Source organism: Caballeronia choica (assembly GCF_001544535.1).
Lineage (GTDB): Bacteria > Pseudomonadota > Gammaproteobacteria > Burkholderiales > Burkholderiaceae > Caballeronia > Caballeronia choica.
The window spans coordinates 54,884-67,711 of the sequence record NZ_FCON02000013.1; the positions used below are offsets into that span (position 1 = coordinate 54,884).

Consider the following 12,828-nt stretch of genomic DNA (forward strand, 5'->3'; position numbering starts at 1 on the left):
ATGATCGCGGCGGGATAGCAAAAACGCGGCGCCGTTCCAGGTTCTGGACGGCGCCGCGTCTTTTTGTCCGCGCAAATCGGCTACTGCGCGAGCGACCGGAGCCAGAGCGATTCGGAATACAGACCCGGCAGGTTGCCCCAGATTTGCACCGGCCCGAACTTCGACGACGGGTCGAAGTCATAGCCCGACAGGCTCGGCGCGCCGCCCGTGAAATAGAACTCGCCGAGTGTCGCGTTGGCGCGCCTGAACAGCATCAGCGTCGTGCGATCGTTGCGGCGGATGAGCGCGGGCATGGTATCGGCGTAGGACGTATCGGCGAGCGTCCCGACGCGAACGGGCGGGCCGAAGGTCTTGCCGCCCTTCATCTTCCACACGTCGATGCTGGCGTTGTCGCCGCGTGGCTGAAGCACGACGAGATCGTCGATGCCGGTGCCTTCCACGTCGCCGGCCGCCACTTTCACCGACGCACGCGGGAACTGCGGGTAGGGCGTGCCACGCTCGCCGGCCGAGAACGCGCTGCCGGTGCTCGCGATCTGCGTGACGGCGAGCGCCGAGTTCACGTTCTCGACGGCCAGCAATCCCTCGCGCGACGAACCCGCGAGGCGGGCCGGCAGGAAGCGCGCGGCGGCGTCGAGTTGGGGCGCCTCGAGCCAGCGCACTGGCGCGTTCGCGGTAGCGGCATTGCCGGTCAGCACCCAGAGGTCGAGGCCGGCGTCGTCGCGTTTTTGCGCGATCATGACGTCGGCGCGGCCGTGGCCGTTGAAGTCGGCGGCGACGTATTGCTGCGCCGTGTCCGGCGTGAACGCGGAACTCGTCTGGTACCAGAGACGCGGCGCCTCGAAGCGGCTGCCGTTGCTGCGCAACAGCCAGAACGCCGTGCCGCCATTGCGCGGCGTGACGACCATCAGATCGGCGCGGCCGTCGCCGTCGAAATCCGCGACGAGAAAGCGCGCGCCGTCGAAACACAGCGTGTCGGCACGGCAGGTAGGCGCCGTGGCTTCGGGATCGAAGGGCACGGCATTCAGGTACCACGGCATCGCACCTTCGAAACGCGACATCTCCGCGACCCACACGTTGAAGCCCGGGCCGTCCTTGCGGCGTTGCACGTAGACCGTGCTGGCGCGGCCGGAGCCGCGGACGTCGCCATAGAGCGCGCCTTCCTCGCGCGTGTCGGACCATTGCGAGCGGGGCGTGGTCGCCCAGCGGAATTCGGCGGTCAGAAGCGAGCAGCGTCCGATCGATAGCGCGCCGTTCACGGCTCCCAGGCAATGTCCGAGCGGCGTGTAGACGAGCCCGAAATCCCACGGTGTCCAGCGTTGGGCCGCGGCGCCCGCGTTGCAGGCTTCCTCGACAAGCCGGCCATCACGTTCGGCGACGCATCGATGCGTGCTGTCGTTGACGAGTTGCGCGTCGTTCTTGTCGCCGGGTTTGACCGGCAGCGGCTGCCAGATCCAGTCTTGCGAGGCGGAGTCGGAGCAGACCGCGAGACGAGGGCTTTTCCCCGCGCCGCCGCCGGAATCGAGGCACTGGCTGGAGTATTCGTTCACGAGGCGCGTCGGCCGCGGCTGGAACTCCGCGCCGGGATCGCTCGTGCGGGCGGCGCTGAAGTAACGGCGCGCGACCCAGTTGCCGTCCCACTGATACTCGCCGAAGACGTGTCCCGCATCGTTGCCATCGACCGCGAAGTAGCTGCCGACGGTGTCGCGCTTTCGCAAGGTCTCGGCGGTGCTGAGGTTCTTCGGCAGGCCGGCGGTCGGATAGGTGACGTGATAGCCGATCGGCAGGTTCTTGTTCAGGCCCTGCGCGACGACGCGTGTGATCCGCGCCGCGTAGATATGGTCGGGATGTTCGATGAACGGAACCGTGTCCGGGTTGAGCGTGTACACCTCGATGGCCGGCGTCAGGATCGCGCGCAGCGTGGCGATGAGGGCGCGGCGGTCGTAGGTTGTGGCGCCGGTGCCGTCGGTGTTCATCGGATAGGTGGTGAGCGTCTCGCCACGGTCCCACAAGAGGCCGAGCGGGACTTTGCCGCCGCGCACGGCGCCGCCGGGCAGACGCAATTCGAGCAGCTTCACCCTCGGCTGATGGGTCAGCACGAGTTCGTGTACCGGTTTGCCGGCGAACGTCGCGTTCGATTCGAGCCACTCGTTCGGAACCCCCGCCATCCGTGCATAGGCGAGCTTGGTGCCGGTTTCGCGCAGCAGCACGTAGTCGAATTTGGCGCCGTTCGCGCCGCCGATCAAATGCACGACGGTGACGCACCAGCCGGCGTCGATCTTGTCGCTGATGCCGGGGTTGACGAAGAGGAGGTCGTCGTCGAGGTGCGCTACGACGGTCACGAGCGTGCCGGCGTGACAGTCGGCGTTCGGTTCGGCGGCTAGCGCGCGTTGCGGGGGGACCAGCACCGCGGAGAGGGCGAACAGCAGTGCGTGCCATACGAGCCACGCGATCGACGTCGACCTGCCTCTGCGCATGACGCCTCCGTAAGCGCTGGTTTAGTCGGGAAAAGCGAAAAGCTTGCCGTCGGCGGGCGCAGTCGTCGGTGTCCGACCGAACATGTATGAAGTTTCGACGAGAGGGGCGCGGCTGTCGACCAAAAACAAAAGCCCCGCAGAGGGTTGGCTCTGCGGGGCTCGTGCTGACGGTGTGCTGTCGGCTACTGAATATTGGTGGAGGCGGCGACCGCCAAATTCGATTCCGCCATATTCCTCTGCAATCCAGATAAGCTATTTATAGTCAGTAAGTTAGACCGAAAACATGTCCGTTGAAGTCTATAATATTCCGGCACCTTCCGGCGTCCGCCGATGGGCTGAATGATGGGCTGAAGATGGCACTGACAGACAAACAAGCGCGTGCACTGCGACCGGATGACAAGCCGGTTTTCGATGGCAAGGTAACGGGGCTGTTTCTTGCACCCACCAAAGCCGGTAGCAAATGGACTTTGCGCTTTACCAGCCCGATTACGGGCAAACGGCGCGATGCGGGCCTTGGCACTTACCCCGAAACGTCAATTGCAGACGCCCGCGAAAAAGCGCTTGCTATGCGCAGAATCCTCGACGCTGGCGACGATCCAATTGAACAGCGTAACCGCGAGCGCGAAGCGGCGTCGATTGTTGCCGCTGCGCTCACCTTCGAGAAGGCGGCGCGCGAAGTTCACGCAGAATTGAAGCCGAGTTGGCGCAACGAAAAGCATCAGAATGATTGGATTCGTTCGCTTGAGGCTTACGTGTTTCCAAAGCTCGGCGCGAAGAGTCTCGACGCGATCACTCCCGCTGATTGCGCGGACGTGTTGCGGCCCATTTGGCTCGATAAACAGGAAACCGCCAGTCGCACGCGGCAGCGGATGCACGCCGTCATGCAATGGGCGTGGGCACATGGGCATGTCGCGGCGAATCCCGTTACGGTAGTGGATCACATCCTGCCGAAGCAGACGGGCAAGAAGGAACACCAACCGGCGATGCCTTGGCGCGATGTACCTGAGTTCGTGAAGGATCACGTTGTCGGATTCAAGCAAGGCGAAGGCACGCGCGCCGCCCTGCTGTTCCTGATACTGACGGCGGCGCGCAGCGGCGAAGTACGCGGCGCGACGTGGAGCGAACTCGACCTCGACGCAGGTGTCTGGAGCATTCCCGCCGAGCGGATGAAAGCCAAGGAAGCGCACCGCGTGGCTTTGTCGGCCCCGGCGCTTGCACTTGCAAAGACCCTGAAAGAGCAGAAGCTACATGAGACGTTGGTCTTTCCGTCACCGCGCGGAAAGGTACTCAGTGACATGGTGCTCACGTCGTTTCTGCGCCGCGTGGAGGCAAAGAGCGACACGCCTGAACGCGTAGCGACGGCGCACGGCTTTCGCAGCAGTTTCCGCGATTGGGCCAGCGAACACGGATACGCCCGCGACCTTGCCGAGCGGGCACTCGCGCATACCGTGGCAAACAAGGTGGAGGCGGCTTACCACCGCACGGACTTGCTAGAGCAGCGCCGCCCGCTGATGGACGCATGGGCGCGCCATGTTGTCGATGCGGGTCTATTTGAACAAGCGGCCCGCCAAACCGCGCGGGCCACACGCCAGTCAGCGCTGGCCTCGGCTGTCTGACGATCAGACGCAGTTTCAGGAGGCGCGCAAGGTCAATGTCTTTATCGCGCGCCGCCGCTTGGAATGATTGAACGCGCTTGTTCAGCCGCCAAGCGCCACGCCCGAATTCGGACGCGTCTTCGCGATCAGGTCACTCCATACGCGATCCAAGCTCGCATCGGTCAATTTGTGTCGCGGACGTTCGCGTGGGAAAAGATGGTAGTGACACGCCGTCTCAACGATGCGGCGTTGCTCCCGCTGTATTTGATCGCGCAACTCATCAATGTGATACATGATCGAATGCCCATGATGTTTGTCTGCATTGATGGCCTTTTCAAGAAAGGGCTTCGTCTGCGTGCTTAGTTCGTCCACCAGCAGCGCCGAGCGCATGACCACCTTGAACCCGATGGCGATCAGCCTCGTTGAATTCAACGCTTTGGCGTCTTCGTCGTGCAGCGGGGTATGGGGTTCGGTCAATGTTTCGAGTGGCGTCAGGTATTGCTCCGCCGCGCTGGCGATTTCCGCGCGAAGCGTTTTCAATTCTTCCTTGTATGCCTTCAGACCGTCGATAACATAGCCGACCAACCGTCGCGTCTGTTCTGACCGGGCGTTCCGCTGAACCCATAGTTCATCGTAAAACTTGTCCACGAAGAACATGCAGTTGGCTGTTACCAGAAAGCCGCAAGCAATGACGCGCGACGCATTGATTTGTTCCATCTCAATCAACGCCGCGCGACCTTTGTCGGATTGACGATTCAGGAACGAGGAATTGGGATTGGCCTGTAGGGCGGCATTGACGATTTCGTGAATCATGGTGTGCTCCTGCGTTACGCCCGTTCACTCGCTTCCAAACGGGTGAGCGGGCACAGTGACAAGGTTGGAAGACCGGCGCTACACCAAACCGGTGAGCCTTTCGGCTCCCCTGCCACGGCCCGCCCATAGACGTGCAGAAGCAACGCAGCACCTGCTTGCGCAGGTGTGCGGGTGTAGCGATAACAGGCTTCCAAACCTGACCGTCGAGTCTCGACGGCGATCGCATTATAAATCGCGCAGCGCCCGCCAATTGCAACCGCACGGTTCACAAGTGCGTAATGGTGCGTTAGGAAAAAAACCGACGCAGCTACAAGAATGGCGCGGGTCTTCGCTTCCGCATCGCATCGGTCGCTAGGAAGGACCCCGTGCCCTCTGCGGGGACGGGTCGCTGCTATACGCGCGACCACCAGCGCCTCATTATTCGACGCCCGTAAGACGCTCCTGACACTCGCGCAAGAGGTCGACTAGACAGCGCGCGTCTTCTCGCCATCCTGCTGAACGCATCCCGTGTGTGCGTGCGTTACGCGAAGCGATCATTTTTCCGGCTTCACTGCGCGGGCCGGTTGAGCTTTCCCACGGTCGCCAATGACGGATGGCTTTCGCCTGCTGCGCCCGTTGATCCGGGGTCCAATGTCTGCCCATCGCGTTCGTCCGTTAATAGTTCGTTCGTCGGTTCGCCGTTTTGCCCGCGCGCGCGAGTGTCGGGCGGCGCGCTGTCTTTCGCCCCATTGTTCACCTGCTGCGGGCCGTTGGCGATGTTCGCCTGCCTGACAAACGCGACCGGGCGCGGATTCCTGATTTCGGCCAGCGCTTCGAGTGTCGCTCGCGATTGCGCCTGGGCCTTCAGCGCCAGAATGAGATGCGCCTGAAACTGGTTCAGGAATTCGCAGCCTGCCGCCTTGCGGGCCAGTTGATTGAAGATCATGTCCAGCGTGTTCGCTTGCGTCATAAGCATCGTTTCGACGCCGGACATGTCACCCGCCTTTACTGCGTCCGTTTGCTCGCGTAGTTCGGCAAGATAGGCGTCCAGCATCACGTCCCCGAACATGGGCTGTGCGTACTTCTCCGCCGCCGCGCCGCCGCGAATGAACGGGCTTGCCGCAAAGAACGCTGTGCGCTTGACCGGATCGACAGCCTTGTCTGGTATTTTCGGGATTTGCTTCTGCGGCTCTGACTTCGCCTTTGATTTCGTCGCCATCGTTTCGTCTCACTCGTTCGAGTTGACCTGAATAATCCTCGACATGCTGGCGCGATGAAGCAACCGCGCCGCTCTGCGTCAGGCTCGCCGGTCGTCCAACCCTTCGCCGCGCCAAGCGCGCGCCGCCAATCGCTCGCGCTCCGCCGCTTGCGCGCGCCGTTCTCGCAATCGTGCGCCGAAGTGCGCAAGGTCATGCAACAGGTTTGCCAGTGAGCCATTCATCGACAGCGACAGGATTTCGTCCTGATGTGCAAGCGGCCAACCTTCACGCGCCGCCAGTTCGTCAACTGTCGCGCGCAGTTCGTCGCGCAACTGGCGCACGTCATCCGGGGACAGGTACGGTCCCCACGGAAAAAACGGACCATCTTCAACGGGCAGCCCGCCGCAATCGGACGACGCGTCGGCGGATACTTTTGAGGGGCGCTCAAAAATCGGGGTTACGCGGGTTACATGGGTTACGCCCGCCGCTGCGCCTTGACTGGCGGGCGTTTGCGCGTTACCCGTTTTTGCGGGAAACGTAACTCCGTAACCCGTCGCGGGGTTACAGGCAGAGGTTGACGTAACCCCATCCAGGTTACGGGGTAACGCTAGCGACGAAACCGGGTTACGCTCAAACCCTTGTGACGCAAGGCTCGGCGGATCTTGTAACCCCGTAACCCGTGTCACCCGGTTTTTTGTACGGGAAATAAAACTTCGCGGGATCGTCATGCGTGCCCCCACATCGCGGCAGTCAGGACATACACCTTTGTCGGTCCTTTCGTGCCGATGCGCTCGGTTCGCTGCGAGCGTCCATCGCTTGCGGGTTTGAGCCAGCCCGTCTCGATCAGCGCCTTCGAGACGGCTCTCGGCTCGTAGCCCGCGCATATCTCACGGCTGTACACCTCGGGAAGAACGAGATATTCAACGCCGCCGTTGCCATCGTTACGGCGAAAGCCAGCCCGGTTGATCGTGCGACGATCATCGGCTGCGCCCAGATCGGAAAAGCGGCTTTCTTCGTGTGCCTCGAAAAACGCCTTCACTTGCGAGAGCATGGCGGCGCGCTCCTGATTGCCCGCGCTGCCGCGCGCATCCAGCCATTCGGCAAAGCAGCGCGCCGCCGCCGCGTAGGCCGCGCCTTCCGTCCAGCCGGTAATGCCGTTTGCCGTCGCGTATTCGCCCGCCAGTCCGATCAACGCGAATCGTTGGCATACGCGCTGGGCTTGTCCGCCCGCGTTTGCCGGAAGTTGCTCGGCAACGAAAGCACGTATCTCGTCATGCAGCCATTGGGACAACGCTGCGAGATCGCCGGTCGCGGCTTCGAGAAACGCGGGCGCGGCGCTTCCGTAGTAGATCGCGGCGTTTTCGATCAGCACGGCCGACAACGCGCCGCCGTTCTCGCACTTGTGCAGATGTTCGAAAAGTCCCAGACCCCCGCCTGCATCGGCGGATATGTCTACCAATCGGACTTCCTGCCCCGCCTTAACCTTCTTGCCGCCGTCGCGCATATGTTGCGCAAGTCCGATTTCACCCGCCGACAAGAACAACAACCGCCACGACTGGCGCGGGCGCGCCGTTCCCGTTCGCGCGGCGCGTGCTTTGCCGCTGCCGTTGGCGAGCATGTAGGCGATTTCGCCCGCTTCGCGCGGATCGACCTGCGCGAGTTCATCCAGCACGAGCAGCGCATCGTTATGCAGGGCGGCGAGCGCTTCCAATCCGTTCGCCGTCGCGCGCCAGCGTTGCAGATAACTCGCGCCGCCGTACACGCTCGATGCGGCATGCAGCGCCGTTGTCTTGCCGGTGCTGGATGGTCCGACGAAGTTCAGCCCGCCCGATTCCTGTCCAGCCGGATGCAGCAGCATCGCAGCGAACGCGGCCGATACCGCGAGCAGCAGACGCGAATTGCCCACGCAGTAGCGCGCGACATGCGCCCGCCAATCCGCAAGCGTTCCGGCTTGCGAGTAGTGGCGCTGGAAGGTGTCCGACTGGAACAGGACGCGCTCGGACGACTCGCCGATCGTGCGCTCTGGCAGCACGAACACATGTCGATGCCAGCCGGTACGTGTCACGCAGCGGGCGCGCTCGTCCGGGCGGGCGTTCGTGATGTACTCAATCAGCTTGTTGCGCACCTTGTATCCGGGCGCGAGGTCGAGACCCAGGCGCGCGAGTTCGCCGCGCACGTCTGCGCCGTCGCCCTTGAGCAGTTCCATCGGCATCGCCCAGATATGCGCCGTGCCGTCTGCGTCTTTCCATTCGAGCACGCGGCCCCAGTTTTCCGAACTGCTGTCGCGTACCAAGGCCGTAACGTGCAGCGGCGAACAGACGCGATGCGGTACGCCGTCGTCGTCCTTGAAAAACACACCAAGATGATTGACGGCGAAACCGGGCGGAGGACGCACGGCGGCGCGCGATTGATCATCGCCGTTCGTATGCTCGCCTTTGTTGTTGGCGCGCCCGTTCGTAGCTGTCTGGCGGCGCGCTTCCGCGTAGGAGGGCAGTTCTCCGCGCCAGCGCATCCAGAATTCCGAGCGCGCGGCGTCAAGGGAATCGGCATCGTCGGCGCGGGGCACGTTGCACGGATCAGCGGTGGACATTGCGCTTTCCGCGTGCGGTTTGCTGGCGGCTAGCGTCGATTTGTTGCTGAACCCATGCCGACACTTCGGCCTCGATCCAGCGCACGGCGGCGCTACCGATCCTCACCGGCTTTGGGAAAGCGTTGCGCGCAATGCGCTCGTAAAGCGCGCTACGTTCAAGGCCAGTTATTTCGGACACGCGGCGGCGCGGAATCAAAACGGGGATGACTGGATCGGCCATGTTCACACCTCGAAGCATGAGGCGCGCGCCGGAATAGCGCGGCATGGCTTATTGAAGGGCGGCGCACCGGCATTGAATAGGAGGGCGGGTTCAGAAAACGCACCCGAAGATCGGCCGAAAGGGTAGGTGGGTTTGGGGCTAATGGGTGGTCGGGTTCGATACGCCAAGCCCGCAAGACTGAATACTGGCGTGGCGTTCAGGGGAGGGTGGGCTACGTCCTCGGTGCGCCGCCTTTGTCCTGCCAGTTCGCTACCTTCGCAACTTCCTCGATACCGGTCTCGTTCGGCTTGCCTTCCTCGTCTGTCAAGCGGAACTCGGCGGCGTGTTCGCGCACATATTTTTTCAGGGCGTCTTTCACGCTCCGACCCTTCGGGTTCGGGTTCGCCTGCCATGCGCTTACCGCTGCTGCGAGTTTCGGCGCGTAACGTGGGTCACTGGGATTGAGATAGTCCGGCGCATCCGTTGCATCGGGAAAGAAAAAGCCTTCTCGGAAGCCGCGGGACATCAACCATGCACGAACGTCATCAACTGCAACCGTTGTCAAACCCCAATCTGGATGAACGCGATAAACGATGCCGCGAACCCGTAGCCGGTGCGGCTCGACATTCCAAGCCTCAGCCTCGTCCTCGGGACGGATCGTAACTTGGTTCGTCAACCTTTCATCGTCTGCTGGTTCTTCATCCCATCCCCGCTCCCACGCGGAACGGCGAACCGTTGCCTTCAACTTCCGCGCGTTGATGGCGTTTGCAAGCGCTGCATGGGCGGTCCATACCCATGCGATGCCATCGCTATCGGTGAGACCGGTCTCACCGTCTTGGAAGAAGTCGCCGCTTTTGTCGATTGAGTACGGATCGAACCCGGCGATAAGCGCAGCCGCCTGATCCACTGTCAGCGGATCGACGAGGCTCCATAGCGGATTGATGTCTTTGTACGAATACGAGGTCATCTCGCCTCCGAAGCGGATTCATACGATCAAAGCATAAGGAAGTCCGCCATGTTCCGGCAAGCGCGCCTCTAATCTGCCTGCTGATGGGCTATTTGATGGGCTAGAAAAAGCGAAGCCTCATAAGTCTTTGAACTTATGAGGCTTTTTCAAAAAAAATGGTGGAGGCGGCGGGAATCGAACCCGCGTCCAGTAGCGCTCTACGACCAGTTCTACATACTTAGTTCTGTCATTTGATTTAGCCGCAACGACGCGGACGAACACGCTTCGTTACAGCGATTCACTAGGTTTTCGACCCGGACGTCGTGACGCCGCCAAGGCTTAACTGACGTATATGACCTCTCTCGGTATTGCTACCGGTCTTGCGACTCTAGCCCGTCAGTGAACTAGGGAGAGGCAGGCGGCCCTTAGGCTGCCAGTGCGAACGTTTCGTCGTTTGCAGTTACGTTTTTCCCATTGATTAACGAGGTGACGGGTCCTCGGTATGCCCTAGCCGCTTTGCAACCCCTGTCGAAACCAGGTCGCCCCCAAAGCGAATGTAAATTATCCCACAGAAGCGGAGGTGAGGCGAATCGGTTTGTCTTTCAAGCCCTATCGCCGGAAAGTCTCAGCCGATGTCGCGCAGCAGATGCTGCAGTTCGACGGGCGAATTCACCACGTGATTCGCATGCCAGCGGCGCGGCGGAATGTCGTCGCCGCAATAGCCGTAGGCCGCCGCGACGGTGATCATGCCCGCCGCGAAACCCGCCTGCACGTCGCGCAGGTCGTCGCCGACATAGACGATGCGCTCCGGTGCGACGTCGAGCAGTTCGGCCGCGTGCAAAAGCGGCGCGGGATGGGGCTTCGAATGCGGCGTGGTATCGCCGCAGACGAGGCACGCCGCGCGCGTATCGAGACCCAGCAGCGCGACGAGTGGCGCCGAGAGGCGCGTGATCTTGTTCGTCACGATGCCCCAGCGCACGCCGCGGGCGTCCAGTTGGTCGAGCAATTCGTCGATGCCGGGAAAGAGCGTCGTTTCGATGCACAGGTCCGCTTCGTAGTTCGCGAGGAACTCGTCGCGCATCACGGCGAAGTCGTGATGCTCCGGCCCGATCTCGAACGCGCCGCCGAGCAGCCCCCGCGCCCCAGCCGACGCAAACGGCCGCAGTGTTTCGAGCGGCCGCATTTCGAGACCGCGGTCGTGGCGCATCTTGTTCACCGCCGCGACGAGGTCGGGCGCGGTATCGGCGATCGTGCCGTCGAGGTCGAACAGCACCGCCTGACACAGACCGAGCCGATCGCCGTCGAGCAGGCGTTGCGGCAGTGGAGTGGGGTCGTCGGGGAGCGTGACCGTTTGTTTTTGTGTGCCCGTCAAATCGTCGTGGTTCATGGCGTCAGGCTTCGCGGCGGCAAGCCATCAGGTAGTTGATGCTCGTGTCGCTGGAAAGGCCGAAGTGCTTGCTGAGCGGCCGATAGGTGATGCCCTTGATGTCGCACGGCTGCAGGTCGGCCGTGCGCGCGAAGCCGGCGAGTTCCGACGGCTTGATGAAGCGCGCATAGTCGTGCGTACCCTTCGGCAGCATCCTCGCGATGTATTCGGCGCCGATCACAGCGAACAGATAGGCCTTCGGATTGCGATTCAGCGTGGAGAAGAACACCCAGCCGCCGGGCTTCACCAGCGACGCGCACGCGGCCACCGTCCCCGCCGGATTCGGCACGTGCTCGAGCATCTCCATGCAGGTGACGACGTCGTAGGTGCCCGGCTCGCGCGCCGCGAGCGCCTCGGCGGAGATTTCCTCGTACGCTACCTCGACGCCGCTTTCCAGGCTGTGCAGGTCGGCCACGCCGAGCGCGCTCGTCGAAAGGTCGATGCCCTTGACCGTCGCGCCGCGCGTCGCCATCGATTCCGAGAGGATGCCGCCGCCGCAGCCGATGTCGAGCACGCGCTTGCCCATCAGATGGGCATGCGCGTCGATCCAGTCGAGCCGCACCGGATTGAGTTCGTGCAGTGGCTTGAATTCGGCGTTCGGGTCCCACCAGCGATGCGCAAGCTCGCTGAATTTCTGAAGTTCGTGGGGATCGACGTTCGTCATGGTGAAAGCAGCCCTTCGTGATGTCGTGATGGTTAGCCCCGAGTATATAGGCGCCGAAAGGGGCGGGCAAAAGCGGCGGCGTGTCACTTAGGGCCGGGGCGCCAGGTGAGCGCCACGCGCGGGCATAAAAAAACCCCCGCCGAAGCGGGGGTTCGATCCTGCGGCAACCTTGCGCCGATTACTGCGGCTGACGCGAGGTACCCACAACTTCGACTTCCACGCGACGATCCGGTGCGAGGCAGGCGATGAGTTGCTTGCGGTTCTTCTGGTTGCAACCGGTCGTGACCGGGTTGCGCTTGCCCTTGCCTTCCGTATAGATACGGTTGGCTTCGATGCCCTTGCTGACCAGGTATGCCTTGACAGCTTGTGCACGACGCAGGGACAGGCGATCGTTGTACTTGTCCGAACCGATGCGGTCTGTGTAGCCGGTAGCGACCACGACTTCCAGGTTCAGGCCACCGATCTTCGATGCGAGATCGTCCAGCTTTTCCTTGCCGGCCGGCTTCAGGACTGCCTTGTCGAAGTCGAACAGCGCGTCAGCCTGGTAGGTAACCTTTTGGCTCACAATGGCGGGCGGCGGCGTGACCGGAGCCGGCGGCGTCGGTGCCGTGGCGACCAGCGCGCCATCGCACTTTGCATTTGCCGTGGCCGGGGTCCAGAATGCATCGCGCCAGCAAAGCTCGTTCGTGCCGTTCATCCACACGTATTCGCCCGTGCCGTTCACCCAGTTGTCGTTCACGGCTTGTCGCGATGCCGGCACCGACTGTGCCGAAGCCGATGCAGCCATAACTGCGGTAGCTGCAATGAACGCGAGCTTTGAAAGTTTATTCATATTTCTCCTCTCGAAATTGAGATTACCGCAGGTTTACTGCGAGCCTGTTGACGAAGACAAGTCATACATTGCTCGAAGTATAACATTACCGCGGAACAAAACGCGCCGTGT

At 62.3% G+C, this 12,828-nt stretch carries 11 protein-coding genes and 1 other RNA gene; 1 reads left to right on the top strand and 11 read right to left on the bottom strand.

Features of this window, described 5'->3' with window-relative positions; translation table 11 throughout:
* Positions 1-80: 80 nt before the first annotated feature.
* Positions 81-2,474, bottom strand: a complete 2,394-nt coding sequence (locus tag AWB68_RS08410) for an FG-GAP-like repeat-containing protein (RefSeq protein WP_087643893.1) — start codon at positions 2,472-2,474, stop codon at positions 81-83.
* A gap of 353 nt (positions 2,475-2,827) precedes the next feature.
* On the opposite strand from AWB68_RS08410, the gene AWB68_RS08415 reads away from it, so the two are divergent.
* Complete coding sequence (locus tag AWB68_RS08415; RefSeq protein ID WP_087643894.1) at positions 2,828-4,090, top strand: tyrosine-type recombinase/integrase; 1,263 nt, start codon at positions 2,828-2,830, stop codon at positions 4,088-4,090.
* Between the two features lie 81 nt (positions 4,091-4,171).
* Here AWB68_RS08415 and AWB68_RS08420 read toward each other — a convergent pair whose 3' ends face one another.
* From AWB68_RS08420 to ompA, 10 genes are all read right to left on the bottom strand, one after another.
* The gene (locus AWB68_RS08420; protein ID WP_087643895.1) at positions 4,172-4,882 is read right to left on the bottom strand and encodes a hypothetical protein; all 711 of its coding nucleotides are present in this window, start codon (positions 4,880-4,882) and stop codon (positions 4,172-4,174) included.
* Between the two features lie 547 nt (positions 4,883-5,429).
* Positions 5,430-6,080: a hypothetical protein gene (locus AWB68_RS08430; protein WP_087643897.1), complete on the bottom strand. Its 651-nt coding sequence runs from the start codon at positions 6,078-6,080 to the stop codon at positions 5,430-5,432.
* Between the two features lie 78 nt (positions 6,081-6,158).
* Positions 6,159-6,392: a hypothetical protein gene (locus AWB68_RS08435; protein ID WP_125482901.1), complete on the bottom strand. Its 234-nt coding sequence runs from the start codon at positions 6,390-6,392 to the stop codon at positions 6,159-6,161.
* Between the two features lie 392 nt (positions 6,393-6,784).
* Positions 6,785-8,650 carry a DUF927 domain-containing protein gene (locus AWB68_RS08440; protein ID WP_087643899.1) on the bottom strand — a complete coding sequence of 622 codons (1,866 nt, stop codon included), beginning with the start codon at positions 8,648-8,650 and terminating at the stop codon, positions 6,785-6,787.
* Positions 8,637-8,915 (bottom strand): helix-turn-helix transcriptional regulator, encoded by a 279-nt coding sequence (locus tag AWB68_RS08445; protein ID WP_235028258.1) that lies wholly within the window; start codon positions 8,913-8,915, stop codon positions 8,637-8,639. The genes AWB68_RS08440 and AWB68_RS08445 overlap by 14 nt, the downstream gene beginning before the upstream one ends.
* Before the next feature lie 166 nt (positions 8,916-9,081).
* Complete coding sequence (locus tag AWB68_RS08450; protein ID WP_087643900.1) at positions 9,082-9,816, bottom strand: hypothetical protein; 735 nt, start codon at positions 9,814-9,816, stop codon at positions 9,082-9,084.
* 156 nt (positions 9,817-9,972) lie between these two features.
* Positions 9,973-10,342: a transfer-messenger RNA gene (ssrA, locus tag AWB68_RS08455) on the bottom strand.
* Positions 10,343-10,420: 78 nt separating this feature from the next.
* Complete coding sequence (gph, locus tag AWB68_RS08460) at positions 10,421-11,182, bottom strand: phosphoglycolate phosphatase (RefSeq protein WP_087643901.1); 762 nt, start codon at positions 11,180-11,182, stop codon at positions 10,421-10,423.
* A gap of 4 nt (positions 11,183-11,186) precedes the next feature.
* The gene (ubiG, locus tag AWB68_RS08465; RefSeq protein ID WP_087643902.1) at positions 11,187-11,885 is read right to left on the bottom strand and encodes a bifunctional 2-polyprenyl-6-hydroxyphenol methylase/3-demethylubiquinol 3-O-methyltransferase UbiG; all 699 of its coding nucleotides are present in this window, start codon (positions 11,883-11,885) and stop codon (positions 11,187-11,189) included.
* Between the two features lie 178 nt (positions 11,886-12,063).
* Positions 12,064-12,717 (bottom strand): outer membrane protein OmpA, encoded by a 654-nt coding sequence (gene ompA / locus AWB68_RS08470; protein WP_087643903.1) that lies wholly within the window; start codon positions 12,715-12,717, stop codon positions 12,064-12,066.
* Positions 12,718-12,828: the final 111 nt, after the last annotated feature.

What these genes read in the sequence shown, in the direction of transcription:
- ubiG (WP_087643902.1), bottom strand. Translation starts at nt 11,885, where the DNA reads ATGACGAACGTCGATCCCCACGAACTTCAGAAATTCAGCGAGCTTGCG.
- gph (WP_087643901.1), bottom strand. Translation starts at nt 11,182, where the DNA reads ATGAACCACGACGATTTGACGGGCACACAAAAACAAACGGTCACGCTC.
- AWB68_RS08450 (WP_087643900.1), bottom strand. Translation starts at nt 9,816, where the DNA reads ATGACCTCGTATTCGTACAAAGACATCAATCCGCTATGGAGCCTCGTC.
- AWB68_RS08440 (WP_087643899.1), bottom strand. Translation starts at nt 8,650, where the DNA reads ATGTCCACCGCTGATCCGTGCAACGTGCCCCGCGCCGACGATGCCGAT.
- AWB68_RS08410 (WP_087643893.1), bottom strand. Translation starts at nt 2,474, where the DNA reads ATGCGCAGAGGCAGGTCGACGTCGATCGCGTGGCTCGTATGGCACGCA.
- ompA (WP_087643903.1), bottom strand. Translation starts at nt 12,717, where the DNA reads ATGAATAAACTTTCAAAGCTCGCGTTCATTGCAGCTACCGCAGTTATG.
- AWB68_RS08445 (WP_235028258.1), bottom strand. Translation starts at nt 8,915, where the DNA reads ATGCCGCGCTATTCCGGCGCGCGCCTCATGCTTCGAGGTGTGAACATG.
- AWB68_RS08420 (WP_087643895.1), bottom strand. Translation starts at nt 4,882, where the DNA reads ATGATTCACGAAATCGTCAATGCCGCCCTACAGGCCAATCCCAATTCC.
- AWB68_RS08430 (WP_087643897.1), bottom strand. Translation starts at nt 6,080, where the DNA reads ATGGCGACGAAATCAAAGGCGAAGTCAGAGCCGCAGAAGCAAATCCCG.
- AWB68_RS08415 (WP_087643894.1), top strand. Translation starts at nt 2,828, where the DNA reads ATGGCACTGACAGACAAACAAGCGCGTGCACTGCGACCGGATGACAAG.